We start from the raw sequence: 25,836 nt of genomic DNA, 5'->3' as shown, positions 1-25,836 counted from the left end.
TCCCCATGCGCACGAGGAGCCGCAAAATCCAACGCACGGAATTGACAGAGGCAGCAACTGCGTCTACAATTTGCTTCACTGCCAGGTATCCCCCTCAGCACCCTGGCGGTACACAAGGCAGGAGGGGCGGCCCGTCGCGACAGCGGGCCGCCCCTCCTCATCGTCTGCCGCCTGGCGCCGGGGCAGGGGGCCTGCGCCAGGGCGCGCGGGCGGGGCCGCCCCCTTGGACGCCGCCCCCCGAGGCCCGGTTTCAGCCGCAGCCGCAGCCGCCCCCGGGCTCCGCAGGCCCCGCCAGCCGCCCGGCGCGCATGGCCACCACGGAGTCGGCCAGGGAACGCAGCCAGACCATGTCGTGGCTCACGGCCACCACCGTGGCGCCCCACTGCTCGCGCGCGGCCAGGGCCGCCTTGCGGATGCGCCGGGCGCTGTCCTCGTCCAGGCTGGCGGTGGGCTCGTCGAGCAACAGCACCCGGGGCCGCAGCACGAGCCGCGCCGCCAGGGCCACGCGCTGGGCCTCGCCGCCGGACAGCTCGAACCAACTGCGCCGCGCGAAGCGCTCCGGGGCCAGCCCGACCATCTCCAGGGCCGCGCCAACGGCGCCCTCGCTGGCCTCCAGGCCACGGACCTTCAGCCCGTAGGCCACGTTGCCCGCCACGGTGCGCCGCAGCAGGTAGGGCTCCTGGGTCAGCAGGGTCGCCTCGCGGCGCAGGGCTTCGTCCTCGAAGCCGCAGGGCGCGCCGAAAAAGGACATCCGCCCGCTCACGGGCGCCTCCAGGAAGGCCAGCAGACGCATCAGGGTGCTCTTGCCGCTGCCGTTGGGCCCGGCGATGCCCGTGACGTGCCGGGCCGGGATCTCCAGCGCCTCCACGCGCAGCACCTCGCGCCCGGCGTAGACCTGGACCACATCCTCCAGCCGGTATGCCGCCTCGCTCATTTTCCGGCCAACCTCCTCAGGGACGCCACGCCCAGGTTGATGGCGAAGGCGACCAGCAGCAGCACCAGCCCCAGGGCCACGCCCATGGCGAACTGGCCCTTGCCCGTCTCCAGGGCGATGGCCGTGGTGATGGTGCGCGTGTGCCATTTGATGTTGCCGCCGACCATCATGGCGATGCCCACCTCGGAGACGATGCGCCCGTATGCGGCCACGGCGGCCAAGGCCATGTGGAAGCGCGCCTCGTGCAGCGTGGCCCACAGCTCCTGGCGGCGCGAGGCGCCCAGGGTGCGCAGGGTCGGCTTCAGGCGGCGGTCCAGGTTCTCCACGGCGCTGGCGGTCATGGCCGTGACCACCGGCAGGCCCAGCAGCACCAGGCCGATGACGATGCCCGGCAGGGTGAACAGCAGCCCGAGCCCGCCCAGGGGCCCCTGGCGCGACAGGAAGGAGTACACCAAAAGCCCGATGACCACCGTGGGGAAGGACAGCATGGTGTCCACCACAAGGCGCAGGGCCCGCCGCCCGGGGAAGTCGGCGTGACCCAGCACAAAGCCCAGGGGCGCGCCGAAGGCCATGCACAGGACGATGGCCGAGGTGGAAACGACAAGCGTCGCCCAGACCGCCGAATAGGTCTCGGCATGGCCCGTGACGAGCAGAAAAAAGGCCTGGGTCAGGCCGTCAAGCAGGTAATCCATCCGCTGCTCCCGCTCCGGGTGGCCGGAAAACGGCAAGGGGGGCCGCAGCCCCCCTGCCTTGCCTCATGGCGCCAGGAGCCTACTGGCCCGCGTTGGGCACGAACAGGGGCTTGCCCATGAGGGAGTACTCGCCAATGGCCTTCTGTGTCCCGGGAGAAGCCATCCAGTCAATGAACTTCTTGGCCAGTTCGTACTTGACGCCGGGGCACTTGGCCGGGTTCACGGCCATGGCGCTGTACTGGTTGAGCAGCGGGGAGTCGCCCTCCACGAGGATGACCACCGGGGGCGTGCCGCCGCTCTCGGCCTCGTAGGTGATGAAGGTGCCGCGGTCGGCCATGGTGTAGCCGTTCTTCTCGGCAGCCACGCGGATGGTGGCCAGCATGCCCTGGCCGGTCTGCACGTACCAGGCCTGCTTGTCGGGCACATCCATCCCGGCGGCCTGCCACAGGGACAGCTCCTTCTTGTGCGTGCCCGAGTCGTCGCCGCGGCTGACGAACACGGCCTGCTTGTCGGCCATGGCCTTCAGGGCCTGGGCCACGGTCATGCCCTTGACGCCCGCCGGGTCCGCCGCCGGGCCCAGGAGCACGAAGTCGTTGTACATGACCTGGGTGCGGTCCACCGCCGCCCCGGCCTCGACTTCCTTTTTCTCCGCCGCCGGGGCGTGAACGAGCAAGACGTCCACGTCGCAGTTGCGGCCCAGTTCCAGGGCCTTGCCGGTGCCCACGGCGGTCCAGCGCAGCTCGATGCCCGTCTGCTCGGCGAACAGCGGGCCCAGCACATCCAGCAGGCCGGTGTTGTCGGTGCTGGTGGTGGTGGCCATCATCAGCACGGGCTTTTCGGCCAGGGCCGCGCCCGGCGCGGCGAGCATCGCCAGCACGGCGGCCAGCAGCAGGAATTTCTTCACGGCTTTTCTCCTTTCACGAAGTGTTTTTCAATATCTGGCACAAAGAAAACAGGAAAGAACCAATTCGAACCATTACGCACTCAAGGCCGCGAAGTCCATCATTTTGCGACTTGCTCAGTATCTGACACCAAACTTCAGGGGCCGGGCCACGGGCACGGGAAAATTTCATCCGCGATGCCGGGAAGTTGAACACTTATTCCCATGCCGGGGCAAAAGGAGTACGCTGGACCAACCACGAACCTTCCGCCCAAGGACGCACACCATGGCACCCACCCCGGACCCGGACCTGCGACTGCTCGACAAGCGGCTGGAACTCCTGCGCAAGCGCGACCATATTCCTGCGGAACTGCTGGACCTCGTGGGCCAGGTCTGCGCGCGCCAGCTGCGCGCCGTGGCCGAGGCCGACCCCGGCGCCCCGCCCCAGGACAGGCTGGCCGCCCAGGACACCCACATCCAGGGCGCCCCGCTGCTGGCGCGCGAGCATTTCCCCTACGACGCCGCCCAGGCCAGGGCGCTGTTCGAGGAATTCCTGCGGCTTTTGCTGGAGCGCCCCGGGCCCATGGCCGAGGCGGCCTCGGTGGCGGCGGGCGCCGTGGCGGCGGGCGACCCGGCCCTGGAGCGCTGCTTCGCCGCGCACCTGCAGGGCGACGAGGAGTTCTTCGACGCCTTCGGCAGGCAGCGCACGCCGCAGGCCCCGCGCACCCTGGCCTTCCTGGTGCAGTCGGCCCTGGCGCCCTCGCTGGCCGCCGTGGCCCGCGCCCTGGGCGAGCGGCACGACACGGCCAAGGCCTGGCCCCACCCCCACTGCCCCATCTGCGGCAGTGCCCCGCTCATGGGCGAGCTGCGCGAAAAGGAAGGCCTGCGCTACGCGGCCTGCTCCTTCTGCCGCACCAGCTACCGCATGCCGCGCCTGCGCTGCGCCTTCTGCGGAGAGACCGACCACGCCAGGCTGTCCTACTTCACCGCCGACGACGAGCAGGGCTACCGCGTGGACGTGTGCGACACCTGCAAGCACTACATCAAGACCACGGACTTCCGGAAACTGGACAAGCGGCCCCTGCCCCTGCTGGACGACCTGGAATCCCTGAGCCTGGACATCCTGGCGGCCAACGAGGGCTACAACCGCCCCACCCTGTCGGGCTTCGGGTTCTAGGAGGAGCGGGCATGACGAGCGACGCCCCCAAGCCCTGCGGCCCCCCCGCCCCGGGCGGCCTGCTGCGGCTGGCCTGCCGCCAGTTCAAGGACGGCGCCTGGCGCGACTTCGCCGACACCGTGACCCCCGAGGCGCCGGTGGTGCTGCACTGGCCGGGGCGCGACCCCGTCCGGCTGTGGGCCTTCGCCGAGGACCTGGACGCCCTGGCCCTGGGCCACGCCCTGCTGGAGCTGTGCCGCCCGGGGCAGCGGCCCCGGCTGGTGCAGCGCAAGGGCGACGAATTCCTGCTGGCCCCCGACACCGCCCCCGCACCGGCCCCGGCCCCCGGCCCGCTGCCCCTGGAGCCCGCCCAGGTCCTCGACGCCATGGCCGGGTTCATCCAGGCCGGAGGCCGCTGGGACGACACGGGCTGCTTCCACCGCGCGGCGGTCTTCGACCCCGGCGCGCGGCGCTTCGTGCACCACGTGGAGGACATCGGCCGCCACAACTGCATCGACCGCCTGGCGGGCTGGGCCCTGGAGTCGGGCGAGCCTCTGCCCGGGCGCCTGCTGTTCGTCTCGGCGCGGGCCACGGCCTCGCTGGCCGCCAAGGCCGCGCGGGCCGGGTTCGGGGCCATGGTCAGCCGCTCGGCGGTGACCACGGCGGGCATCGCCGCCGCCGCCGGGGCCGGGCTGTCCCTGGCCGGATTCGCGCGCGCGGCGCGCTTCACGGTGTTCACCGATCCCGCCGGGGTCTTCCTGGGCGCACAATGCGGGCCTGGCGCAGGATGAGCGCAGGACAAGGAGCGGCCATGGCCGAGACGATCAACGCGCTGGTGCTGGCGGGCGGCAAGAGCACCCGCCTGGGCACGGACAAGGTCGTGCTGCCCTTCTCGGGGCGCACGCTGCTGGCGCGCATGGTGGAACTGGCCGGGCGGCACTGCGCGCGGGTCTGGGTTTCGGGCCGCGAGCCTGGGGCCCTGGGCGTGGACGCGCCCTGGCTGCCCGACGACGAGCCTGGCATGGGCCCGCTGGGCGGCATCCTCACCGGGCTGCGGCACATCGGCGGGCCGCTGCTGGTGCTGGCCTGCGACCTGCCCCTGCTGGACGACCAGACCGTGCGCAGGCTGCTGGCCGCCCGCGCCGAGCGCCCGCCCCAGGCGGTGATGACCACCTTCCTGCAACCGGCCACGGGCTACATCGAGGCCCTGGTGGCGGTCTACGAGCAGGGCTGCGCGCCGCTGCTGGCCGAGGCCGGGGCCCGGGGGCTGTACAAGCTGAGCCGCGCCGTGCCGCCCGGGGTCCGCCACCATATCCCCTACTCCCAGCAGGAGTCAGCGGTCTTTTTCAACATCAACTACCCGGCGGACCTGGCCATGCTGGAACGGGTCCGCGCCACGGAATGCGCCCCGTGAGGCGCGCGGCGCGCCGCCTGGCCAGGGCCCTGGGCCTGGCCGCGCTGCTGGCCCTGTGCGCCGTGGCCGCCCCGGGCCAGCAGGGCCGGGTGCCCGAGGTCGATGCGCCGGGGCTGCACAAGGCCATCGACGCCGCCCGGGGCCGGGTGGTAGTGGTGAATTTCTGGGCCACATGGTGCGGCCCCTGCCGCCGCGAGCTGCCCGAGATGGAACGCCTGCGCCGGGAAATCCCCGAAGGCGAGCTGGCCATGATCAGCGTGTCCGTGGACTTCGACAGGGGCACGCTGGAGGAATACCTGGAGCGCAACCCCTTCGGCTATCCCGTGCTGCTGGCCGACGCGACGCTCATGGACGCCCTGGACCTGGACGCCATCCCCAGGACATGGATTTTCGCCCCGGACGGCACCCTGGCCCGCAACCACGACGGCCCCGCCAGCCTCCAGGAGCTGCGCGGCGCCGTGCGCGCCGCCCAGGGCGGCCCGGGCCGCAGCAAGGAGTAGACCCGATGCTTGTCGATGGATATGGCCGCGAGGTCAGCTACCTGCGCCTGTCGGTCACCGACCGCTGCAACCTGAACTGCTTCTACTGCCGCACCGGGCAGGAGATGGAGTACATCCCCCACGAAAACATCCTGACCTACGAGGAAATGGTGGTACTGGCGCGCGCGGCCCGGGCCCTGCGGGTGGAAAAGCTGCGGCTCACGGGCGGCGAGCCCTTCGCCCGGCGCGACTTCCTGGCCTTCCTGGGCCTGCTGCGCGAGCAGTGCCCGGAGCTGGACGTGCGCATCACCACCAACGCCACCCTGCTGGCGGGCAAGGCCGCTGCGGTCAAGCACCTGGGCATCCGGCGCATCAACATCTCCATGGACACCCTGGACCCCGCCAAGTTCCTGGAAATCACCGGGCGCGACATGCTGGACCGCGTGCTGGCGGCCATCGACGAGTGCCTGGGCCTGGGCCTGAGGGTCAAGATCAACGTGGTGGCCATGAAGGGCGTCAACGACATGGAGCTGCCTGCCTTCGTGCGCCTGGCCTGCGACAAGCCCGTGGACGTGCGCTTCATCGAGTTCATGCCCATCGGCGCCAGCACGCGCTGGAACGACGCCGCCACCTGGACCGCCCGCGAGATCATCGCGCAGGCCGGGGCCATGGTCCGGCTCACGCCCCTGGAGCGTCATGGCCGCAGCGGGGGCCCGGCCCGGCTGTTCGCCATCGAGGGCGGCCAGGGGCGCCTGGGGGTCATCTCGCCGCTGTCGGACCATTTCTGCACGAGCTGCAACCGGCTGCGCGTGACCTCCGACGGCAGGCTGCGCACCTGCCTGTTCTCGGACAAGGAATACCGGCTGCGCCCGGCCCTGCGCCACCCGCGCCTGGGCATCGACCATGTGGTCGGCATCATGCGCCGCGCGCTGCGCACCAAGCCCATGGGCTACGAGCTGCTCGAGTTGCGCAGGCGGGCCCAGGTCTGCGACCGGGTCATGTCGTCCATCGGCGGATAGGAGGGCCCATGCTCATGGACAGGGAAGAGTTCGACACCCTGGTGGCCGACGAGGCCAGCGCCGAGCGCTACCTGCTGCGCCACTGCTGGGAGAACCACCAGCGCTTCTGCCCGCGCTGCAAAAGCCGCAAGAACTACCGCCTGAAAAGCGGGCGCAGGCGCTGCGCGCGCTGCCGCTACACCTTCCACGACTTCTCGGGGCGCTGGATCAACAACTGCAACCTGACCTGCCGGGACTGGCTGCGGGTCATGCACCTGTTCGCCGCCGAGGCCACGGCCCAGCAGGTGGCGCGCGAGCTGGGCCTGTCGTACAACACGGCCTACAAGGCCGTGAACACCCTGCGCTTCTCCATCCTGGCCCACGCCCTGGACGCCAAGCAGATGCTGGGCGAGAACTCCTGCCTGGGCCTGACCCTGTCCGGGCGGATGCTCAAGGACCGCCCCGGGCCCTGCGGCAAGGTGGAAACCCCGGTCTTCGGCATCATGGACCGCCGCGAATGGGTCTTCGTGGACCTCATCCCCGGCTTCGACGCCGAAACCATCCTGCACTTCCAGCTCAACTTCCAGCTGGCCGTCGTGCGCCAGGGCAACGTGACCTACACCGACCGCTACCAGCGCTACGACACCCTGATCTGCTGCGTGGGCAACTCGCCCACCGCCGACTACATCAAAAGCTCCCGGCGCGGCGTGAGCATCGACGGCGCGCCCGAGGGCTTCTGGCGCTACGCGGGCCAGCGCCTGCTCAAGTACCACGGCGTCACGCCCCAGCGCTTCCCGCTCTACCTCAAGGAGCTGGAATTCCGCTATAATTCGCGCACCAAGGACCTGCTGCCCCTGCTGGCGGCCTGCGTGTGCGATTTCGTGCCCGAGCTCCCCTGACGCTCCGCCCAAAGTCGTGCCAAACCCTGCGTAAGACAAAAAGCATCGGCACACAGCGAACAAACAAATCCCCTCCTCCCCTTCCAGAAAATATCCGCCAACACCCTCTTTTTCAAAGATAAAACAGCACACCTTCACCCCATTCCCCTGCGCGGCCCCGCTCCATCCGAAGTGCAAAACCATGCCCAAGAGACGATTCTTTGCCCCCGTCGCGCGCGCCCTGTATAGCCTGAATTGATGGAAAACCCGGCGGGCCCCAGGCCCGCGCAACCACGTGGAGGTTTCCGTGATCCATGCGACGCAGACGGCGCTGCCCTTCGCGGGCCTGGGGCAGGACCTGGCCCCGGTGCGCAGGCGGGCCGGGCTGCTGACCCTGCGGCGCGTGCGCCCGGGCCGGCCCGTGCGGGCCCAGGCCTCCCGCGCCGCCGCGCCCCAGCCCGCGGGCTACGGCTTGCTGGTGCGGCTGTCGCGCGAAATCCGGGGACGTTGACCTGTTTGTTCCTTTCAACCAAGGAGTTGCGGCATGAAGATCTGTCGTAGAGGCTTCCTCAAGCTCTCCGCCGTGGCCGGTGCGGCCACGGCCTTCGGCGGGCTGGGAATCACCCTGACGCCCACCGCGGCCAGGGCGCAGTTGCTCAAGACGACCTGGGCCAAGCAGACCACCTCGGTGTGCTGCTACTGCGCCGTGGGTTGCGGGCTTATCGTCCACACGGACAAGGCCTCCCAGCGCGCCATCAACATCGAAGGCGACCCCGACCATCCCATCAACGAAGGCGCCCTGTGCGCCAAGGGCGCGTCCATCTGGCAGCTGGCCGAAAACGACCAGCGCGTGAAGAACGTTCTGTACCGCGCGCCCTATTCCGACAAGTGGGAAGTCCGCGACTGGGACTGGGCCCTGGCGCGCATCGCCCGCCTGGTCAAGAACACGCGCGACACCACCTTCACCGCCACCAACCCCAAGGGCCAGACCGTCAACCGCTGCGACGCCATCGCCTCGGTGGGCTCGGCGGCCATGGACAACGAGGAATGCTGGGCCTATCAGGCGTTCCTGAGAGCACTCGGCCTGGTGTACATAGAGCACCAGGCACGTATCTGACACAGCGCCACTGTTGCGGCTCTGGCAGAGTCGTTCGGACGCGGCGCGATGACCAATCACTGGATCGACCTGAAGAACAGTGATTGCATTCTGATCATGGGCAGCAACGCTGCCGAAAACCATCCCATTTCCTTCAAGTGGGTCATGCGCGCCAAGGACAAGGGCGCCACCATCATCCACGTCGATCCCCGCTTCACCAGGACATCCACCAAGGCCGACATCTACGCGCCGCTGCGCTCCGGGTCGGACATCGGCTTTTTGGGCGGCATGATCAAGTACATCCTGGACAACGAGCTGTTCTTCAAGGAGTACGTGGTCAACTACACCAACGCCTCCTTCATCGTCGGCAAGGACTTCGCCTTCAAGGACGGCCTGTTCTCCGGCTACGACCCCAAGACCTCCAAGTACGACAAGAAGTCCTGGAACTTCGAGTACGACGAGGCGGGCGTGCCGAAGAAGGACCCGACCCTGGCCCACCCGCGCTGCGTGTTCCAGCTGATGAAGAAGCACTACAGCCGCTACACCCTGGACCGCGTGAGCGACATCACCGGCACCTCCAAGGACGACCTGCTCAAGGTCTACAAGGCCTATTCGGCCACGGGCGTGCCCACCAAGTCCGGCACGGTCATGTACGCCATGGGCTGGACCCAGCACACCGTGGGCGTGCAGAACATCCGCGCCATGTCCATGATCCAGCTGCTGCTGGGCAACATCGGCGTGGCCGGCGGCGGCGTCAACGCCCTGCGCGGCGAGTCCAACGTCCAGGGCTCCACGGACCACGCCCTGCTGTGGCACCTGCTGCCCGGCTACCTGGGCATCCCCACCTCGGACCTGGGCACCCTGGAGGCGTACAACGCCGCCAAGACCGCCCCGCACCTGGCCGGAACCAAGGACCCCAAGAGCGCCGCCTGGTGGCAGAACAGCCCCAAGTACATGAACAGCCTGCTCAAGGCCCTGTATCCCTCCGCCAGCCCCGAAGCGGGCTACGACCTGCTGCCCAAGGCCGAGGCGGGCAAGAACTACTCCTGGCTGTTCCTGTTCGACGAAATGGCCAAGGGCGCCTTCCAGGGCTTCTTCGCCTGGGGCCAGAACCCGGCCTGCGGCGGGGCCAACTCCGGCAAGACCCGCGAGGCCATGACCAAGCTCGACTGGCTGGTCAACGTCAACATCTTCGACAACGAGACGGCCTCCTTCTGGCGCGGCCCGGACATGGACCCCAAGCAGATCAAGACCGAGGTCTTCATGCTGCCCTGCGCCGTGTCCGTCGAAAAGGAAGGCTCGATCATCAACTCCGGGCGCTGGGCGCAATGGCGCTACCAGGGGCCCAAGCCCTGGGGCGACACGCGGCCTGACGGCGAGATCATCCTCGAACTGCACAAGAAGATCCGCGAGCTGTACGCCGCCGAGGGCGGCATGTTCCCCGAGCCCATCCTGGGCCTGGGCACCCACCAGTGGGAAAACGACCACGGCGAGTTCGACCCCCACGCCACGGCCAAGCTCATCAACGGCTACTTCCTGAAGGACGTGACCGTGAACGACAAGTCGTTCAAGAAGGGCGACCTGGTGCCGAGCTTCGCCTTCCTGCAGGCCGACGGGTCCACCAGCTCGGGCAACTGGCTGTACTGCGCCTCGTACACCAACGCGGGCAACATGACCGCCCGGCGTGACACCACCCAGACCCCCGAGCAGGAGAAGATCGGCCTGTTCCCCAACTGGGCCTGGGCCTGGCCGGTGAACCGGCGCGTCATCTACAACCGCGCCTCGGTGGACGCCAAGGGCCAGCCCTACGCCCCGGACAAGGCCGTCATCAAGTGGGACGGCGAGAAGTGGCTGGGCGACGTGCCTGACGGCGGCTGGGCCCCGGACGCCAAGTACCCCTTCATCATGAAGCCCCAGGGCCACGCGTGCCTGTTCGGGCCCGGGCTGGCCGACGGCCCCTTCCCCGAATACTACGAGCCCCTGGAGTGCCCGGTGCCCAGGCATCCGTTCTCCAAGCAGCTCAGCAACCCCACCGCCGTGCACTTCCAGGCCGAGTACAAGGCCGTGTGCGACCCGAAGTATCCCTTCGTGTGCAGCACCTACCGCGTCACCGAGCACTGGCAGACCGGCCTGATGACCCGCAACACCCCCTGGCTGCTGGAGACCGAACCGCAGATGTTCTGCGAACTGAGCCCCGAGCTGGCCAAGATGCGCGGTATCGCAAACGGCGACAAGGTGATCCTGGAAAGCCCGCGCGGCTCGCTGTGGGCCGTGGCCATCGTCACCGCGCGCCTGAAGCCCTTCAAGGTCATGGGCAGCACGGTGCACCAGGTGGGCATCCCCTGGCACTACGGATGGAGCTTCCCCAAGGATGGCGGCGACTCGGCCAACATCCTCTCGCCGTCCGTGGGCGACCCCAACACCGGCATTCCCGAAACCAAGGCCTTCATGGTCAACCTGCGCAAGGCGTAAGGAGGTTCACGCATCATGGAAAAGACCTTCTTCATCGACCTGTCCCGCTGCACGGCCTGCCGGGGCTGCCAGGTGGCCTGCAAGCAGTGGCACAAGCTGCCCGCCGAACAGACCCGCCAGACCGGGTCGCACCAGAATCCGGCGGACCTCTCCTTCCACACCTACAAGCTCGTGCGCTTCAGCGAGGTGGAGGCCGACGGCCAGCTCAAGTGGCTGTTCTTCCCCGAGCAGTGCCGCCACTGCGTCATCGCCCCCTGCCTCGAAGTGGCCGACGGCTACATCGAGGGCTCGGTGCTGCGCGACGAGGCCACCGGGGCCGTGCTCTTCACCGAGCGCATGAAGCAGCTCTCCGACGACGAGAAGCAGGAGGTGCGCGACGCGTGCCCCTACGACATCCCGCGCCTGGACCCCGAGTCCGGCCTGATGGCCAAGTGCGACTTCTGCATCGACCGCGTACACAACGGGCTCAAGCCCGCGTGCGTGGGCATCTGCCCCACCGGCGCCATGAACTTCGGCGACCGCGAGGAAATGCTGCCCCTGGCCGAAGCGCGTCTGGCCGAGCTGCGCAAGACCCACCCGGGCGCCACGCTCATGGACCCCGATGATGTCAACGTGCTGTACCTCTCCGAGGTCGATCCCAAGCTGTACCACACCCACGCCGTGGCCGAGGGCCCCCAGGCCCCCGGCATGGACCGGCGCCGGATGATGGCCAGGATGTTCCCGTCCCTGGCCAGGCTCGGCTAGCCCCGGCGGGTCAAGGTTTCCTCCAAGACACCTCCCCGTCCACCCTCAACAGCTGCGGCCCGGATGCCCCCGGGCCGCAGTTTTTTTGTGCGCCTGACGCCCCCCAGACAAATGGTGCCGGACTGTGCGTATGACCATGCAGGCCGGACCAGGGGCACATGGCGCCCACGGCGCGGCCCTGGCGCCGCGACAGCGCCCCAGCCTGCACCAGCCGCCCCGCCTGCTCCATTTTTTGGTGCCAAAGCATTCCCATGCCCGCCGGGTTATGCTAAACAGGAAGAACGGTACGCCCTCCCCGGACGCTCCCCCGGGACCCCACGGGCGCAAAACCAAGCAAAGCAGGAGGATACAGCGCATGGCGCACCCGGCTTCACCCTGCGGGCCCTTTGCCGGGCTGGGGCACGACCTCGCCCCCGTGGCCCGGCGGGCCAGGGCCCAGGCGGCCAACTATGCGGGCCGCTCCCGGCCCGCACCGCCCGGCACGGCCCCCGGGCCCTGGCCCGCGCCCCGCGCGGCCTGGGGCTACGCCCTGCTGCTCGGCCTGTCGCGCGAGATTCGCGGCAGTTGAACCCATATCCGAAACCAAGGAGTCGAAGCATGACGTTGCAACGCAGAGCATTCCTGAAACTCGCCGCAGCCACCGGGGCGGTCGCCGCCTTCGGCGGGCTGGGGGTGAGCCTGGCGCCCACCCGGGCCTCGGCCCAACTGCTGCGGACCCGCTGGGCCCGGGAGACGACCTCCGTGTGCTGCTACTGCGCCGTGGGCTGCGGGGTCATCGTCTCCACGGACACGACCAGCCGCAAATGCATCAACATCGAGGGCGACCCCGACCATCCGGTGAACGAGGGCACCAACTGCTGCAAGGGCATCTCCCTGTGGCAACTGGCCGACAACCCCAACCGGCCCAAGACCCCGCTCTACCGGGCGCCCTATTCCGACCACTGGCAGCCCGTGTCCTGGGACTTCGCCCTGACCGAGATCGCCCGGCGCGTGAAGGCCTCGCGCGACGCGACCTTCACCGCCACCAACGCCAAGGGCCAGGCGGTGAACCGCACCGAGGGCATCGCGCACATCGGCTCCGCCGCCCTGGACAACGAGGAATGCTGGGCCCTGCAAGCCCTGATGCGCAGCCTGGGCCTGCACTGGATCGAGCACCAGGCCCGCATCTGCCACAGCTCCACCGTGGACGCCCTGGCCGAGTCCTACGGGCGCGGGGCCATGACCAACCACTGGTGCGACATCGCCAACAGCGACGTGGTGCTGGTCATGGGCTCCAACGCCGCCGAGAACCACCCCATCTCCTTCAAATGGGTGCTGCGGGCCATGGACCGGGGCGCCAAGCTCATCCACATCGACCCGCGCTTCACGCGCACCTCGGCCAAGGCCGACCTGCACGTGCAGATCCGCACCGGCACCGACATCGCCATCCTCGGCGGGCTCATCAAGTACATCCTGGACAACGACCTGATCCAGAAGGACTACGTGCTCGCGCACACCAACGCGTCCTTCATCGTGGACAAGGGCTACTCCTTCAAGAACGGCCTGTTCTCGGGCTACTCCCCGCGCAAGGACTCCGCCCAGAGCTACCTGGGCGTCTACGACAAGTCCAAATGGGCCTTCGAGACCGGGCCCGACGGCCTGCCGAAGAAGGACCCCACCCTCCAGAATCCGCGCTGCGTGTACCAGCTGCTCAAGAAGCACTACTCGCGCTACGACCTGGACACCGTGTGCTCCGTTGCGGGCGCCGACAAGGACGGCATCCGCCAGTTCTACGAGCTGTTCGCCGCCACGGGCAAGCCCGACAAGGCCGGAACCATCATGTACGCCATGGGCTGGACCCAGCACACTGTGGGCACCCAGTACATCCGCACCATGGCCATGGTCCAGCTGCTGCTGGGCAACATCGGCGTGGCGGGCGGCGGGGTCAACGCCCTGCGCGGCGAGTCCAACGTCCAGGGCTCCACGGACCAGGGCCTGCTGTGGCACACCCTGCCCGGCTACCTGGCCAACCCCAAGGCCGACCTGCCGACCCTGGACGCCTACATCGAGCGCGCCGTGGCCCCGCACCTGGCCGGAGCCAAGGACCCCATGAGCGCGGCCTGGTGGCAGAACCTGCCCAGCTACATGGTCAGCTACCTCAAATCCATCTACCCGGCGGCGGACCCCGCCACGGCCTACCAGTGGCTGCCCAGGACCGACCCCGGGCGCACCCACACCTGGCTTGAGCTGTTCGACGCCATGCACGACGGCGCCTTCCAGGGCTTCTTCTCCTGGGGCCAGAACCCGGCCTGCGGCGGGGCCAACGCGGGCAAAAACCGCGAGGCCATGGCCAAGCTGGACTGGATGGTCCACGTCAACCTCTTCGACAACGAGACGGCCTCCTTCTGGCACGGCCCGGGCATGAAGCCCGAGGCGGTCAAGACCGAGGTCTTCTTCCTGCCCGCGGCGGCGTCCTTCGAGAAGGAGGGCTCCATCACCAATTCCGGGCGCTGGTCGCAGTGGCGCTACAAGGGCCCGGAGCCCTACGGACTGGCCAAGTCCGATGGGCACATCATGGTCGAGCTGCACGAGAAGATCCGCGAGCTGTACGCCACCCAGGGCGGCGTGTTCCCCGAGCCCATCCTGGGCCTGTCCGTGCCGCAGTGGCGCGACGAACAGGGCTACAACGCCCACAACGTGGCCAAGCTCATCAACGGCTACTTCCTGAAGGACGTGGAGGCGGGCGGCACGGTCTACAAGAAGGGCACCCTGGTGCCCAGCTTCGCCCTGCTGCGGGCCGACGGCTCCACCAGCTCGGGCAACTGGCTGTTCTGCGCCTCGTACACCGAAAAGGGCAACATGGCCGCGCGGCGCGACCCCACCCAGACCGAAATGCAGGCAAACATCGGCCTGTTCCCCAACTGGGCCTGGGCCTGGCCTCTCAACCGGCGCATCCTCTACAACCGCGCCTCGTGCACCATGCAGGGCCAGCCCTACAACCCGCAAAAGCCCGTGCTGCGCTGGAACGGCGACGCCTGGGAGGGCGATGTGCCCGACGGCGGCTGGGCCCCGGGCACCCGCTACTCGTTCATCATGCTGCCCAACGGCCACGGGCACCTCTTCGGCCCCGGGCGCATGGACGGCCCCTTCCCCGAGCACTACGAGCCCATGGAGAGCCCGCTCAAGAAGCACCCCTTCTCCGGGCAGTTCAACAACCCCACGGCCCTGCGCTTCGCCGACGAGGACATGGCCGTGGCCGACCGCAGGTTCCCCCTGGTGGCCACGACCTACCGCCTCACCGAGCACTGGCAGACCGGCAACATGACCCGCAACGTGCCCTGGCTGCTGGAATGCCAGCCCCAGCAGTTCGTGGAGATCTCCCGCGAGCTGGCGGCGGAGCTGGGCATCCAGAATGGCGAGAAGGTCTGGGTGGAGAGCCTGCGCGGCGCCATCTGGGCCAAGGCCATGGTCAGCGACCGCATGACGCCCATGACCGTCATGGGCAAGAAGACGCACCAGATCGGCCTGCCCTGGTGCTTCGGCTGGCGCATGCCCGCCGACGGCAGCGGCGGCGACTCCGCGAACCTGCTGACCCCCTCGGTGGGCGACGCAAACACGGCCATTCCCGAAACCAAGAGTTTCATGGCCAACATCCGCAAGGCGCAGGAGGGGTAAGCAATGAGCAAGGCAATATTCGTGGACCTCACCCGCTGCACGGCCTGCCGGGGCTGCCAGGTGGCCTGCAAGCAGTGGAAGAAGCTCCCGGCGGAAAAAACCGAACAGACCGGCAGCTACCAGAACCCGCCGGACCTGGCCTTCAACACCATCCGCGTGGTGCGCTTCAACGACGTGATGATCGACGGTCGGGTGCGCTGGCTGTTCTTCCCCGAGCAGTGCCGCCACTGCGTCCTGCCCCCCTGCAAGCTGACGGCGGACGTCTACGTGGAGGGCGCCATCCGCCGCGACGAGAGCACCGGGGCCGTGGTCTACACCGCCCTCACGGCCAGGCTCTCGCCCGACGAGAAGGAGCAGGTCAAGGCGGCCTGCCCCTACAACATCCCGCGCATCGACGAGGCCTCGGGGCTGATGAGCAAGTGCGACATGTGCCTGGACAGGCTGCACAACGGCGAGATTCCCGCCTGCGTGAAGGTCTGCCCCACCTCGACCATGAACTTCGGCGACCGCGACGAGATGCTCGCCCTGGCCGAGGAGCGCCTGGCCAAGATCCGCAAGCGCACGCCCACGGCGCAGCTGCTCAACCCCGACGACGTGAACGTGATCTACCTCGCGGAGTTCGACCCCAAGCTGTACTACGAGTGGGCCATGGCCGAGGCCACGCCCCCGGGCATGGACCGGCGCCGGATGCTGGCCCGCCTGCTCCCGCCCCTGCGCCTGCTGGGCTGAGCCCCGGGCCGCAACACCACAAACGCGCGGGCCGCGCTCCCCTGCCGGGGGGCGCGGCCCTTGCGCGTGCGCGGCGTTGCGTGCAAGCCGCCGCTACAGGTCCACCACCGCCACGTCGTCAGGGGCCAGGGTGCGGCCCAGGAAGAGCCCGCCCACGCGGGCGAAGCGCCCGGGGTCGTCGGTGGCCAGAAAGCGCGTGGGCGCCGGGGAGCCCTTAGGGGCGGCCAGGCCCGTGCGCGCCAGCAGGTCGGCCACCTCCGCCGCGGCGGTCTGCGCCGAATCGATGACCGCCACGTCCGGCCCGACCACCCGGGCCACGGTCCCGGCCAGCAACGGGAAATGCGTGCAGCCCAGCACCAGGGTGTCCGGGGCCTGCGCCGCGCCGGGGCCGCCGGGGACGCAGAACAGCGGCTCCAGGTATTCGCGGGCCACGGCCTCGGCCACGGGGCCGCTGGTCCAGCCCTCCTCGGCCAGGGCCACGAACAGCGGGCAGGCCTTGGCCACGATGTGCGCCTCGGGGCACAGCTCCTGGATGGCCCGCTGGTAGGCCCCGCCGCGCACGGTGCCCTCGGTGGCGATGACGGCGATGCGCCCGCTGCGCGTGGCCGCGCAGCCCGCCCGCGCCCCGGGCCGCACCACGCCGACCACCGGCACCTCGGGCCAGGCCTGGGCCAGGGCGTCCAGGGCCACGGCGGAGGCCGTGTTGCAGGCCACCACGAGCATCTTCACCCCGCGCTCCACGAGCTGGCGGGTGCATTGCAGGGCGTAGCGCATCACCGACTGCGGACTTTTGGTGCCGTAGGGCAGGCGGGCGGTGTCGCCCAGGTAGAGGAAACTTTCGGCGGGCAGGTGCTGGCGCAGGGCGCGCAGCACGGTCAGGCCGCCGACGCCGGAGTCGAAAACGCCGATGGGCAGGCGCGTGGTGTCGGTTTGCATGGGCAGGAGGTACCCCTCTTCACCGGCCTTGTCCATGCCCGCGCGCGGGCCGGGCGGGCCCGGCTGCCGGGGCGCCCGCCCCGCTCAGCGCGGGGCGCGCACGAAGGAGAACAGCCCCACCCCGGGCAGGTCCATGGTCAGGCTGCCGTCCCCTTCCAGGCGCCCGGGCACCATCCCGCCCGCCTTGGTGTGCAGCCAGACCTCGGCCCCGCGCCGCTCCCAGGTGACGGGAATCTGCTCCTCGTCGGTACTCCAGACGCCCTTGCCGCCGGGGCCCAGGTCCAGGGTCACGGTCACGTCGCCGCCCGTGGCCACGTAGCGGCCCTCCAGGTCGGCGGCGCCCGAGCAGGCCCACAGAGCCACCACGGTGGCCAGGCAGACCGCCGCCGCACCATGCCGGACACAGGCCATCATCGCTGCAACTCCTCGATTTTCCATGAATACACGTTGTCCAGATGGAAGCGGCGGTCGCAGAAGAACACATGCAGGGCCATGGCCAGCCAGGCCAGATCGCGCAGCACGGTCAGCCACGAGGCCTCGTCCTCCTGGCTGGAGAAGCAGCCGCAGCCGATGGGGATGTCGGCCACCAGGACATAGGCCAGGGACAGGGAGAACAGGGCCAGCATGGCCGCGATGGTCAGGGCGGCGGCCTTGGCCCGCACCCCGGCCACCAGCATCACCCCGCTGACCAGCTCGACCCAGGGCATGAGCACCGCCAGGGGGTTGACCAGGAAATACGGCACCAGCCGGTACGCGGCCACGGCCTCGGCGAACTCGCCGGGGTACTGGATCTTGTACATGCTGGCGTAGACGAACAGCCCCCCGAGGTAGACCCGCAGGGCCAGGGCCAGCCAGGGGCTGGTCAGCAGGCGCGTGGCGGCGCTCATGGCCCGTGCTCCACGGGGTAGCCCCGGGCCTGCCAGGCCTCCAGCCCGCCTTCGAGCACGGCCACGCTGGCAAACCCCCGGTCGCGCAGCATGGCGGCCACGTCCTCGTCGTAGCGGCTGCTCACGGTGCGCCCGTAGACCACGATCTGCGTGGCGGGGTCCAGGCTGGCGAAGCGCATGGCGTACACGAAGTCGAACAACGACCGGGGCAGGTTCACCGCGCCGCGCACATGGGCCCGGCGGAACATCTCCACGGGCCGGGCGTCCACCACCAGGGCCGCGCCGCCCTCGGTCTTGAGCCGCAGCCACTGGGCGTCGATGACCGGCAGGGGCTCGCGGGTCCAGGCGGCGGGCACCAGGGCGACCCCGGCGGGGTTGGAGAAGTTGAAGGCCAGGCCGATGACCAGGGCCAGCAGCAGGATGAGGGCGAAGTCCATGCGCCGCACGCGCCCCGAGCGCGAGGTTTCGCGGCGGATAACGGCCAGGATGCGCTCGCGGGCCCGCTCCACGTCGGACAGCTCCACCCGGCAGGCGCTGATTTCGGTCAGCAGCCGGTTGAGCTCCTCGTTGCGCCGCACGAGGCTGGCGTTCAGCGCGTTGATCTCGCCGAAGCTCAGGGCGTTGTTGACGTAGGCCAGCACGTTGGCCACATGCGCGCGCAGCAGATTGTGGTCGGCCATGCGGTAGGGCTCGCCGTCCAGGCGCGCGCCCAGGGCCATCAGCCCACGGGCGCGCCCGCCCACCGAGAAGGCCACGGCCACCCGCGCGGCGAAGGGAAAGGCCGCCCCGGCGAGCTGCTTCTCGCCGGTGAGCACCGTGACGTGCATGGCCTCGCCGTCCTGCGTGCCGGGGTCGGCCTGGAAGGCCGCGCCCAGGGCCTTGCGGCAGGCATCCTGGGCCTGCTCGTCCACCGCCGCGCCGCCCGCCCCGCGCACGACCAGCAGCGGCTCGGCGCTGTGCAGGTACACCCCGGCCTCACGCGCGCCAAACACGCCCATCACCGTAAGCAGAAAGGCGTCCAGCAGTCCGCGGGTCTCCACGATGCCTGCCAGCTCCTGGCCCGCCTCGTAGAGCGAATTGAGCTGGAACATGCGCCGGTCCAGCTCGCGCTGCATGGACTGGGCCCGGCCCACGGCGCGGTCCAGCTCCTCGTTGCGCACGGCCAGGTCGCGGTACAGGCGCTCTACCGTGCGCATGGCCACGGCGTGGTCCAGGGCGGCGATGAGGATGCCCGCCAGACGGGAGATGAACTCCAGGTCCGCCGGGCCCCGGGGCTGGCCCGACAGCGGCGGCCCCAGGCCCAGCAGCCCGGCGTACTCCTCGGGCCCGCACCAGCGCACCAGGGTCGTGGTGCCCGGCGGCAGGAAGGGGTAGGCATCCAGCCCCGAGGTCAGCACGTCCACCCGGCCCGGCACGTTCTCGCAGGCCGCGCCGAAGAGCGCCTCGCGGATGTGCTCCTGGCTCTGGCGCAGGGCCTGGGTCGCGGCGGGGTCCAGCCCGCGCGCGGCGAACTCCGGCGGCCCGCCGGTGAGCACGAAGAGCTGGGCGAACCCCTGGCGCACGCCCAGGGGGCCCATGACCATGAGCAGGAAGGTTTCCAGCACCCGGGCCGGGTCGGTCAGCCGGGCCAGCTCGCGGGAGGCGTCGTAGAGGGTCTTGAGGTGCAGGAGCTTGCGGTCCTGCTCGGCCACGGCGGCCCGGGCCCGCTCCAGGGTCTGGGTGAGGTCCGTGTCCGCGCCGCTGCCCACGCCACCCCCCTAGAGCTTGGACTTGATGAGGTTGAGCAGGGCCCCGGGGTCCTCGATGCGCCCCAGGTGCGACCACAAGACCGTGCCGTCGGGCCGCAGGAGCATGGCGAAGGGCGTCTTGGGCTCGCCCAGCTGCTTGTGGACGCTGAAATCGGGGTCGATGCACATGGGGTAGGCGGCCTTCATCTCCCCGCGCGCATAGTCCAGCTCCATCGGCGTGGCCCCGGCGGCCAGGGCCAGCACGCGCACGGTGCCCGCAGTGGCCGGATCGCGCGAGAGGCTGCGCACCAGGCGGTTGAAATCCGGCGCCTGCTCGAAGCACACCGGGCAGTACACGCCGAAGAACTCGAACAGGATCAGTTCGGCGCGCACATCGGCCAGGGCGAAGGTCGGCCCGTCGCCCACGCCCAGGACCGCGCGGTCCTCGGGGCGCGGGCAGTTCTGGAAGACCAGGGGCGGCAGCACGTCACCGGGGCCGGGCAGGCTGGCGGCGCGCACGGACGCGGCAGGCGCCAGGGCCAGCAGGGCCGCCAGCGCGGCGGCCAGCAGGGCGACGCGCCCCGGGGCGAAAGTCAGCCGAAAAACCATGGGCACCTCCGGGAGCCTCGGCAGGCCGCCCCCAGGGGGCGCGCTGCCGCGTTGCTCAAACAATCCAAACCCTCGCGCCTGTCCCGCTGCGGCCCGGCCGGGGATTTTTCCGCGCCGCCATCCCGCCCTTTTCCAGCGGCCCGGGCAAGGGACCCTCCCGGCAGCCCGTCAGCGGGTGAGCGCGGCCACGGCCTCGTCTTCGGTGTCGTGGATGGCGGCGAAGCGGGTGATGCCCACCATGTCGAACACCTTGCGGAAATTCTCGGACAGCCCGGCCATGGCCACCGCCGTGCCCTTGCGTTCGCTGTCGGACAAGAGCTGGATGAGCACGGCGATGCCCGCGCCGTTGATGGACGAATTGTCCTCGAAGCGCAGCACGACCCGGCCCGGGGACCCGATGCGCTCGAAGGCCGCCACCAGGAAGGGCTCCGAGCGTGCGGTGATGTTGCCCTTGACGTCCACGAAAGTCACTCCGTCGCGCTCGCGCACGCCGACCTCCTCCTCGCGGTCCTGGATGAGCTGCAGGCGTTCCTTGGCCCGGCGCAGGGCCGCGTCGAGGTCGGTCTTCTGGATGGGCTTGTTGATGAAGTCCGTGGCGTTGAGGTTCAGGGCCTTGATGGCGATGTCCATGTCGCCGTGGCCGGTGATGACGATGACCTCGGCCAGGGGGTCGATCTCCTTGATGCGTTTCAGGACCTGAAGCCCGTCCATGCCGGGCATCTTGATGTCCGTGAGCACGATGGGCGGCCGCTCGGCCTGGAAGACCTCCAGGCCCTCCTCGCCGCTCTCGGCGGTGAGCACCTCGTAGCCGTAGGCGCCCAGGAACAGCTTGAACATGGACAGCGTGGGCTTTTCGTCGTCGATGACCAGTATCTTGCTCATGCCCATTCCTTTGTTATTGCGCTGGCGGGAAGGCCAGCCTGAATGTCGTGCCCGCCCCGATACGCGAGGTGACGGAAATTTCGCCCCCGTAGTCTTTCACGATTCCGTAGGAAATCGCAAGCCCAAGGCCCATGCCCTTGCCCGTTTCCTTGGTGGTGTAGAAGGGCTCGAAAATCTTGTCCACCTGGGACTGGTCGATGCCGCAGCCGGTGTCGCCCACGGTGATGATCACCTTGCCGTCGTCCATGAAGGTGCGCAGGGTCACCTGGCGGTGGGCCAGGTCGCCGTCGTCGGGGTCGGACCACATGTTGATGGCGTCGCGCGCGTTGGACACGAGGTTGAACAGCACCTGCTGCAGGCGGTTGTCGTGGGCGCGGATCAGCGGCAGGTTCTCGGCCAGGTCCAGGGTCACGCCGATGCGCTGGATCTCCAGCTGGCGGCCAATGATCTTGAGGATGGAGCGCACGGAGCGGTTGGGGTCCAGGGTTTCGGGGGTCATGCCCGACTTGCGCCCGAACTGGCGCAGGGTGTTGATGATCTCCGTGGCGCGGTCCACCTGGGTGCTCATCTCGCGGGTGACCTGGGTCAGCTGCTCGCCGGGCACCTGGCCGCCCTGGTCCACGAGCATGGCCAGAAAGTCGCTGCCCATCTTGATGGCGTTGAGGGGCTGGTTCAGCTCGTGGGCGATGCCCGCGCTCATCTCGCCCAGGGTGGTCATCTTGCTGGCCTGGATGAGCTGGGCGTCCTTCTCGATCATGTCGGTGATGTCGGTGGTGGAGACGATGATCGCCTCGCGCTCGCCGTAGCGCGTGGCGCAGGCGTGCATGTTCACGAAGAAGGGCTGGCCGTTCTTCTTGTGGTGGATGGCCTTGGGGTAGAACACGCACTGCCCGGGCCCGGCCTCGTGGGCCGAAAAGGTGGTCAGCGAGCCCATGGAGCCCTCGGCCTCCAGGGCGTGGAAGGTCATGCGCAGCAGCTCCTCTTCGGTGTAGCCGTAGACGTCCTCGGCCCGGGGGTTCACGTCGAGCACGCGCAGGGTGGCGCGCTCGAGCACGAAGATCGGGTCCGGCCCGGCGTCGAACAGCGAGCGGTACTTGGACTCGGACTCGCGCAGCCGGTTGCGGTAGAGCTTGATGGAGCGCACCATGTAGGCGAAGGAGTCGGCCAGCTGGAGCACCTCGTCGCCGGTCTGCTTGCGGCGGATGACGCACTCGCGGCAGTAGGGCGGCTTCTTGGGTTGCGGGCTGCCCGGGGAGACGGGGCCCAGGGTGCGGTCCACGTGCCAGCAGGGCAGGTCGGAGTTGTGGTAGGCCGGGCAGCGCTCCTCGCGGGCATGGTCCGAGAGCATGTCCTCGTACTGCTTGCCCAGGTCCAGGCGGAAGTTCAGGTTGCCCTTGCTGATCTCGTCGGACATCTCGATGAGCTTGGTCACCGGCATGGTGATGTAGCCCGACAGGCGGTGGCTGATCCAGGAGATGATGATGACCACCAGGGCGATGAAGCCCAGGAAGGTGATGCGCAGCTTGGAGACCAGGCGGTCGATGTGGCGCTGGTTGAGCCCGACGTGCACGGTGGCGATGCGGTAGATGCCTTCGAGCACGGGCACGGCGATGTCCAGGGCCGGTTCGCCGTCCACCTCGATCTGCTTCACGGCGGCGGCGGGCCGGTCGCCCACCAGCGAGTTCTCGTGGCGCAGGCCCTCGGGGAAGGGCCGGGTGAAGGTGTGGGCCAGCACCTCGTTCTCCGGCCCGGTGATGAACACGTAGGAGACCAGGTCGCGCCGCTCGCCGAGCTTGCTCATGTCGAAGAGCAGCGCCGTAAGCGCGGGGTGGTTGCCGTCGAGCACGAACCCGCTGCCCTGGTCGGCCACGGACTGGGCGATGGCGATGCCCCGGTGCTGCAACTCCGCCGTGAGGCTGGAGAGCAGGATCCAGCGCGCCAGCAGGGCGATGGCCACGCTGATGCACATGATCACCGCCAGGATGGAGAAGGTGATCTTGCGCTTCAGGGTGATGTTGCGCAGCCGCTTCATGCGCGCGGGCCTATTGCGCTCCGGCGGGGGCGGCCGGGGCGGGCGGAGCGTCGGGGGCCTGCGGGGCGGCGGCGGGCGGGGCCTGCGGGGCGGCGGCGGGCGGGGCCTGCGGGGCGGCGGCGGGCGGGGCCTGCGCCGGGCGGGTCACGCCCAGGCTCTTGCCCAGCTCGTTCCAGTCGCTGATGAGCACGAACTTGCCGTCCTGGAAGCGCGTGAAATAGACGCGGTCGAAGCCCTGGTGGTCCGTGGGCGAGAAGTCCAGGGTGTTGGCGATGCCCAGGGAGAAGTCGTGGATGGACTCCAGGGCGTCGAGCAGGCGCTCGCGGGTCAGCTGGCGCCCGGCGCGGCGCAGGCCCTCCACCAGCACCTTGGCGTTGATGTAGCCCTCCAGGCCCACGGAGTTGGGCGGCTCGCCGGGATAGTAGCGGGCCAAGAGCTCGGTGTATTCCCCGGCGCCCCACAGCAGGGTCTTGGATTCCGGCGACTCGGGCGGCGGCACGACCTGGGTCACGAAGACCTTGTCGCCGTGGTCCGGGCCCAGGCGGCGGGCCAGCTCTTCGGCGCCGACGAAGGACACGTTGTAGAACAGCGGGGTGAACCCGCGCTCGTGGCCCAGGCGGATGAACTTGGCGCAGGGCTCGTAGGTGCCGATCATGACCACGGCCTCGGCGCCCGAGGCGAGGATGCGCTCCAGGCCCTCTTCCACGTCCAGGGTGCCCCGGGCGTAGCTGCCCCGGGCCACGGGCGTCATATCGTAGCGCTTGAGGGCCAGCTCGGTGCCCTTGAGGCCGTCGAAGCCGTAGGCGTCGTACTGGTAGAACACGGCGATGCGCGTGAAGCCCAGGTCCTCCACGAAACGGCGCACGGCCTCGGCGGTTTCCTGGTAGTACGAGGCACGCACGTTGATGATGTAGCGGTGGAAGGGCTCGCGCAGGGCGTTGGCGCCGGTGAACATGCCCACCAGGGGGATGCCGGCCTCCTCGACCATGGGGATGATCTTCACCGTGGTCGGCGTGCCCACGTAGCAGAACAGCGAGAAGACGTTGTCCTCGATGATCAGCTTCTGGGTGTTGGCCACGCACAGGGGCGGGTCGTACTTGTCGTCGTAGGTGATGACGCGAATCCGGCGGCCATGCACCCCACCCTGCTCGTTGACGTACTTGATGTAGCTCATGGCCCCGAGCATGGTCTGCTTGCCCAGGTAGCTGGCGTGGCCGGACAGGGCCAGGGAGGAGCCCAGCAGGATCTCGTCGTCGGAGACGCCGGGGGTGGCGGCCACGGCGGCGGCGTCGTCCGAGGCGCCGCGCTCGCAGGCCGCCAGAGCCAGGACGCAGACCGCAGCAAGGGCCGCAAGGATCAAAGCACGCTTCACGGGGCCCCTCCTCTGTATCGTCTGCCGCCGGGCGGCGGCGGGCGTCCTGGCCGGATTGCGCCCACGATAGCACACTGCCCGGTCGGGTCAAGGAACATGAACTCCCGCAAGGTCTTGGACAAAAATGACATGCCTGCAAAAGCATAGCAAAAAACACCCCGGGCGCGTTGCTTCGACGCTGTGTTGCAGATAGGGAGAAGGAGTCGCTTTCACACCCCGGAAGCGGACCCGCGCCCCGGCCCGGCGCCCCGCGCACCCAAACCCCCGGATACCGCCATGAAACGCCTGCTTTCCACCAAGGAAGTCGCCGTCAAGCTCGGCGTCAACGAGAAGATGGTCTACACGCTGATCTCCGAAAAGGGCCTGCCAGCCACGAAGATCACCGGCAAGTGGCTGTTCCCGGACCATCTCGTGGAGCAATGGGTCGAGTCGCGGACCATCAACTTCCCCGAGCGCGCGGCCCTGGCCCCCGAGGAGGACCTGCTCATCGTCTGCGGGTCCAACGACATCCTGCTGGAGCGCGCGCTGTCGCTGTTCATGCGCCTGCACCCGGACCACGCGGCGGTCTTCGGCAACATGGGCAGCCTGGGCGGCATCCGCGCCCTGCGGCGCGGGCTGTGCCACATGGCTTCCAGCCACCTGGCCGGGGAAGGCGGCGGGGACTTCAACTTCGAGCACGCCCGCGAGGAGCTGCGCGAGCTGCCCGCCGTGGTCAACTTCGCGCGGCGCGAGCAGGGCCTGCTCACCGCGCCGGGCAACCCCAGGGGCATCACCGGCTTCGCCGACCTGGGCGCAGGCGCGCTCACGGTGTGCAACCGCGCCCTGGGCACGGGCACCCGCCTGCTCTTCGACCGCGAACTGGAGCGCGCCGGAGTGGACGTGGCGACCCTGCCCGGCTACGGCAACGAGCTGGCCCGCCACCTGGACGTGGGCCTGGAAATCCTGGCCGGACGCGCCGACTGCGGCCCGGCCATCCGCCCCGTGGCCGCCCTGCTCGGCCTGGGCTTCATCCCCGTGGCCTGGGAGCGCTTCGACCTGCTGGTGCCCAAGGACCGCTTCTTCGACAAGGCCGTGCAGCTCTTCCTGAACATGCTGCCGGAAAAGGACTTCCGCAGACTCGCCCAGGGCGTGGACGGCTACGACCTGTCCCAGTCGGGCAAGATGATCTTTCCCGGGAGCTGACGCCCCCAGGTCCGCACCCCGCATTCCACAGGCCCTGCGCCAGCGTTGCAGGCCAGGCCAACCCCGAGGCCCCACGCCCCCTG

At 69.4% G+C, this 25,836-nt stretch carries 24 protein-coding genes; 13 read left to right on the top strand and 11 right to left on the bottom strand.

Going from position 1 to position 25,836, the window contains the following annotated elements; all coding sequences use genetic code 11:
* Positions 1–250 precede the first annotated feature (250 nt).
* From G495_RS0105620 to G495_RS0105610, 3 genes are all read right to left on the bottom strand, one after another.
* Entirely contained in the window at positions 251–934 is a 684-nt protein-coding gene (locus G495_RS0105620) for an energy-coupling factor ABC transporter ATP-binding protein (protein WP_028587000.1), read from the bottom strand.
* Positions 931–1,626, bottom strand: coding sequence for an ABC transporter permease (locus G495_RS0105615; RefSeq protein ID WP_028586999.1), 696 nt, complete (start codon positions 1,624–1,626; stop codon positions 931–933). Before G495_RS0105615 ends, G495_RS0105620 begins: the two co-directional genes overlap by 4 nt.
* A gap of 79 nt (positions 1,627–1,705) precedes the next feature.
* Positions 1,706–2,530, bottom strand: coding sequence for an ABC transporter substrate-binding protein (locus G495_RS0105610; protein ID WP_028586998.1), 825 nt, complete (start codon positions 2,528–2,530; stop codon positions 1,706–1,708).
* A gap of 262 nt (positions 2,531–2,792) precedes the next feature.
* Here G495_RS0105610 and G495_RS0105605 point away from each other — a divergent pair, with 262 nt between their 5' ends.
* From G495_RS0105605 to G495_RS0105545, 12 genes are all read left to right on the top strand, one after another.
* Complete coding sequence (locus G495_RS0105605) at positions 2,793–3,683, top strand: formate dehydrogenase accessory protein FdhE (RefSeq protein ID WP_028586997.1); 891 nt, start codon at positions 2,793–2,795, stop codon at positions 3,681–3,683.
* 11 nt (positions 3,684–3,694) lie between these two features.
* Positions 3,695–4,453 carry a formate dehydrogenase accessory sulfurtransferase FdhD gene (locus tag G495_RS0105600; protein ID WP_051445106.1) on the top strand — a complete coding sequence of 253 codons (759 nt, stop codon included), beginning with the start codon at positions 3,695–3,697 and terminating at the stop codon, positions 4,451–4,453.
* A gap of 20 nt (positions 4,454–4,473) precedes the next feature.
* Positions 4,474–5,076, top strand: coding sequence for a molybdenum cofactor guanylyltransferase (gene mobA / locus G495_RS0105595; protein ID WP_156939592.1), 603 nt, complete (start codon positions 4,474–4,476; stop codon positions 5,074–5,076).
* On the top strand, positions 5,064–5,576 hold the full coding sequence (locus tag G495_RS20235; protein WP_051445105.1) for a TlpA family protein disulfide reductase: 513 nt from the start codon (positions 5,064–5,066) through the stop codon (positions 5,574–5,576). The genes mobA and G495_RS20235 overlap by 13 nt, the downstream gene beginning before the upstream one ends.
* A gap of 5 nt (positions 5,577–5,581) precedes the next feature.
* Positions 5,582–6,574, top strand: coding sequence for a GTP 3',8-cyclase MoaA (gene moaA, locus G495_RS0105585; RefSeq protein WP_028586994.1), 993 nt, complete (start codon positions 5,582–5,584; stop codon positions 6,572–6,574).
* Positions 6,575–6,582: 8 nt separating this feature from the next.
* On the top strand, positions 6,583–7,452 hold the full coding sequence (locus G495_RS0105580) for an IS1595 family transposase (protein WP_245588377.1): 870 nt from the start codon (positions 6,583–6,585) through the stop codon (positions 7,450–7,452).
* Between the two features lie 286 nt (positions 7,453–7,738).
* Entirely contained in the window at positions 7,739–7,942 is a 204-nt protein-coding gene (locus G495_RS0105575) for a hypothetical protein (RefSeq protein ID WP_245588376.1), read from the top strand.
* A gap of 33 nt (positions 7,943–7,975) precedes the next feature.
* Positions 7,976–10,999: a formate dehydrogenase-N subunit alpha gene (gene fdnG / locus G495_RS0105565; protein ID WP_084457914.1), complete on the top strand. Its 3,024-nt coding sequence runs from the start codon at positions 7,976–7,978 to the stop codon at positions 10,997–10,999.
* Between the two features lie 15 nt (positions 11,000–11,014).
* Complete coding sequence (locus G495_RS0105560) at positions 11,015–11,743, top strand: 4Fe-4S dicluster domain-containing protein (protein WP_028586989.1); 729 nt, start codon at positions 11,015–11,017, stop codon at positions 11,741–11,743.
* 355 nt (positions 11,744–12,098) lie between these two features.
* A complete protein-coding gene (locus G495_RS0105555) occupies positions 12,099–12,311 on the top strand; it encodes a hypothetical protein (protein ID WP_028586988.1) in 213 nt (70 codons plus the stop codon).
* A 29-nt stretch (positions 12,312–12,340) separates the two neighbouring features.
* Positions 12,341–15,397 (top strand): formate dehydrogenase-N subunit alpha, encoded by a 3,057-nt coding sequence (gene fdnG, locus G495_RS0105550; protein ID WP_028586987.1) that lies wholly within the window; start codon positions 12,341–12,343, stop codon positions 15,395–15,397.
* 3 nt (positions 15,398–15,400) lie between these two features.
* Positions 15,401–16,126 carry a 4Fe-4S dicluster domain-containing protein gene (locus G495_RS0105545; RefSeq protein ID WP_028586986.1) on the top strand — a complete coding sequence of 242 codons (726 nt, stop codon included), beginning with the start codon at positions 15,401–15,403 and terminating at the stop codon, positions 16,124–16,126.
* A 93-nt stretch (positions 16,127–16,219) separates the two neighbouring features.
* Here G495_RS0105545 and murI read toward each other — a convergent pair whose 3' ends face one another.
* From murI to G495_RS17810, 8 genes are all read right to left on the bottom strand, one after another.
* The gene (gene murI / locus G495_RS0105540) at positions 16,220–17,062 is read right to left on the bottom strand and encodes a glutamate racemase (RefSeq protein WP_028586985.1); all 843 of its coding nucleotides are present in this window, start codon (positions 17,060–17,062) and stop codon (positions 16,220–16,222) included.
* 84 nt (positions 17,063–17,146) lie between these two features.
* A complete protein-coding gene (locus tag G495_RS0105535) occupies positions 17,147–17,476 on the bottom strand; it encodes a hypothetical protein (RefSeq protein WP_028586984.1) in 330 nt (109 codons plus the stop codon).
* Positions 17,473–17,949, bottom strand: coding sequence for a MauE/DoxX family redox-associated membrane protein (locus tag G495_RS0105530; RefSeq protein ID WP_028586983.1), 477 nt, complete (start codon positions 17,947–17,949; stop codon positions 17,473–17,475). Before G495_RS0105530 ends, G495_RS0105535 begins: the two co-directional genes overlap by 4 nt.
* Positions 17,946–19,697 (bottom strand): rhodanese-like domain-containing protein, encoded by a 1,752-nt coding sequence (locus tag G495_RS20230; protein ID WP_028586982.1) that lies wholly within the window; start codon positions 19,695–19,697, stop codon positions 17,946–17,948. The genes G495_RS0105530 and G495_RS20230 overlap by 4 nt, the downstream gene beginning before the upstream one ends.
* A gap of 9 nt (positions 19,698–19,706) precedes the next feature.
* Entirely contained in the window at positions 19,707–20,285 is a 579-nt protein-coding gene (locus G495_RS20225; protein WP_051445104.1) for a peroxiredoxin family protein, read from the bottom strand.
* Between the two features lie 168 nt (positions 20,286–20,453).
* A complete protein-coding gene (locus tag G495_RS0105515) occupies positions 20,454–21,167 on the bottom strand; it encodes a response regulator (RefSeq protein WP_035251127.1) in 714 nt (237 codons plus the stop codon).
* Between the two features lie 13 nt (positions 21,168–21,180).
* Complete coding sequence (locus G495_RS0105510) at positions 21,181–23,199, bottom strand: ATP-binding protein (RefSeq protein WP_028586980.1); 2,019 nt, start codon at positions 23,197–23,199, stop codon at positions 21,181–21,183.
* 10 nt (positions 23,200–23,209) lie between these two features.
* Complete coding sequence (locus tag G495_RS17810) at positions 23,210–24,571, bottom strand: ABC transporter substrate-binding protein (RefSeq protein ID WP_084457912.1); 1,362 nt, start codon at positions 24,569–24,571, stop codon at positions 23,210–23,212.
* Positions 24,572–24,847: 276 nt separating this feature from the next.
* On the opposite strand from G495_RS17810, the gene G495_RS0105500 reads away from it, so the two are divergent.
* Positions 24,848–25,753: a helix-turn-helix transcriptional regulator gene (locus G495_RS0105500; protein ID WP_028586979.1), complete on the top strand. Its 906-nt coding sequence runs from the start codon at positions 24,848–24,850 to the stop codon at positions 25,751–25,753.
* Positions 25,754–25,836 lie beyond the last annotated feature (83 nt).

Source organism: Desulfocurvus vexinensis DSM 17965, from assembly GCF_000519125.1.
In the GTDB taxonomy this organism is placed as follows: Bacteria; Desulfobacterota; Desulfovibrionia; order Desulfovibrionales; family Desulfovibrionaceae; genus Desulfocurvus; species Desulfocurvus vexinensis.
This window is presented reverse-complemented; position numbering and strand designations above follow the sequence as displayed.

Excerpts from the sequence above, each read along its gene's own strand:
- G495_RS0105580 (WP_245588377.1), top strand. The coding sequence starts at position 6,583 with ATGCTCATGGACAGGGAAGAGTTCGACACCCTGGTGGCCGACGAGGCC.
- moaA (WP_028586994.1), top strand. The coding sequence starts at position 5,582 with ATGCTTGTCGATGGATATGGCCGCGAGGTCAGCTACCTGCGCCTGTCG.
- G495_RS0105615 (WP_028586999.1), bottom strand. The coding sequence starts at position 1,626 with ATGGATTACCTGCTTGACGGCCTGACCCAGGCCTTTTTTCTGCTCGTC.
- G495_RS0105530 (WP_028586983.1), bottom strand. The coding sequence starts at position 17,949 with ATGAGCGCCGCCACGCGCCTGCTGACCAGCCCCTGGCTGGCCCTGGCC.
- G495_RS0105500 (WP_028586979.1), top strand. The coding sequence starts at position 24,848 with ATGAAACGCCTGCTTTCCACCAAGGAAGTCGCCGTCAAGCTCGGCGTC.
- fdnG (WP_028586987.1), top strand. The coding sequence starts at position 12,341 with ATGACGTTGCAACGCAGAGCATTCCTGAAACTCGCCGCAGCCACCGGG.
- G495_RS0105620 (WP_028587000.1), bottom strand. The coding sequence starts at position 934 with ATGAGCGAGGCGGCATACCGGCTGGAGGATGTGGTCCAGGTCTACGCC.
- G495_RS0105555 (WP_028586988.1), top strand. The coding sequence starts at position 12,099 with ATGGCGCACCCGGCTTCACCCTGCGGGCCCTTTGCCGGGCTGGGGCAC.
- G495_RS0105545 (WP_028586986.1), top strand. The coding sequence starts at position 15,401 with ATGAGCAAGGCAATATTCGTGGACCTCACCCGCTGCACGGCCTGCCGG.
- G495_RS20235 (WP_051445105.1), top strand. The coding sequence starts at position 5,064 with ATGCGCCCCGTGAGGCGCGCGGCGCGCCGCCTGGCCAGGGCCCTGGGC.
- G495_RS20225 (WP_051445104.1), bottom strand. The coding sequence starts at position 20,285 with ATGGTTTTTCGGCTGACTTTCGCCCCGGGGCGCGTCGCCCTGCTGGCC.
- mobA (WP_156939592.1), top strand. The coding sequence starts at position 4,474 with ATGGCCGAGACGATCAACGCGCTGGTGCTGGCGGGCGGCAAGAGCACC.
- G495_RS0105535 (WP_028586984.1), bottom strand. The coding sequence starts at position 17,476 with ATGATGGCCTGTGTCCGGCATGGTGCGGCGGCGGTCTGCCTGGCCACC.
- G495_RS0105600 (WP_051445106.1), top strand. The coding sequence starts at position 3,695 with ATGACGAGCGACGCCCCCAAGCCCTGCGGCCCCCCCGCCCCGGGCGGC.
- murI (WP_028586985.1), bottom strand. The coding sequence starts at position 17,062 with ATGCAAACCGACACCACGCGCCTGCCCATCGGCGTTTTCGACTCCGGC.
- G495_RS0105605 (WP_028586997.1), top strand. The coding sequence starts at position 2,793 with ATGGCACCCACCCCGGACCCGGACCTGCGACTGCTCGACAAGCGGCTG.
- G495_RS0105515 (WP_035251127.1), bottom strand. The coding sequence starts at position 21,167 with ATGAGCAAGATACTGGTCATCGACGACGAAAAGCCCACGCTGTCCATG.
- G495_RS0105510 (WP_028586980.1), bottom strand. The coding sequence starts at position 23,199 with ATGAAGCGGCTGCGCAACATCACCCTGAAGCGCAAGATCACCTTCTCC.
- G495_RS0105560 (WP_028586989.1), top strand. The coding sequence starts at position 11,015 with ATGGAAAAGACCTTCTTCATCGACCTGTCCCGCTGCACGGCCTGCCGG.